The sequence below is a fragment of the Microbacterium sp. CCH5-D1 genome, from assembly GCF_001557335.1.
GTDB lineage: Bacteria > Actinomycetota > Actinomycetes > Actinomycetales > Microbacteriaceae > Microbacterium > Microbacterium oxydans.
Window position 1 is genome coordinate 1 of the sequence record NZ_LSJW01000004.1, and the last position, 723, is coordinate 723.

Below are 723 nucleotides of genomic sequence, written 5' to 3' on the forward strand. Positions count from 1 at the left end.
CCGCGGCGATCCAGTTCCCGTTGCAGTCCGAGGTCGTACGCTCGGTCGTGGTGGGTGGCAGTCGTCCGGCGCAGCTGCAGCAGAATGCGGAGTATGCCGCCCTCGACATCCCGGCCGCGCTGTGGGACAACCTCGCAGCGGAGGGGCTCATCCCGGCCGGCTCAGGCGTCTCCTGAACCACCCGACGGCTCGACGAGAGGAGCACTCGTGCTCGAAGGAATCCATCCCCTGCTGACGGGAGAGCTGCTGCTGCACCTCGACCGCATGGGGCACTCCGATGCCGTGGTCGTCGCCGACGCGCACTTCCCCGCGTGGGGTCTGGGCGCACGTGTGATCGACCTGCCCGGCACCACGACGCCTGAGGTGGTGGCTGCCATCCGCACCGTGCTGCCGCTGGACGACGCCCCCGGCCTCGATCTGATGACCTCGGCCGACGGCGAGGTGCTCGACGTGCAGCGCGAGCTCATGGCGGCGGCGGGCACAGCCGTGGACACGACGGCCTTCGTCGAGCGGTTCGCCTACTACGAGGTCGCGAAGACCGCGTATCTGATGGTGCGCACGGGTGAGACGCGCAAATACGGCAACGCGCTGCTGCGCAAGGGTGTGGTCGGCCACCCCTCGGCCTGACGAAGGAGCGAAGCCTCGCGGCAGCCAGAGAACGACCGTCTCAGCGACCGACGGTCGACTCCCGCACGATGAGCTCGGCGGGGAACGGCGTCGTCG

At 69.6% G+C, this 723-nt stretch carries 1 protein-coding gene; it reads left to right on the top strand.

The window, feature by feature from the left end:
• Positions 1–207: 207 nt before the first annotated feature.
• Positions 208–627 carry an RbsD/FucU family protein gene (locus AX744_RS00155; RefSeq protein WP_058633097.1) on the top strand — a complete coding sequence of 140 codons (420 nt, stop codon included), beginning with the start codon at positions 208–210 and terminating at the stop codon, positions 625–627.
• The last annotated feature ends 96 nt before the right edge of the window (positions 628–723 follow it).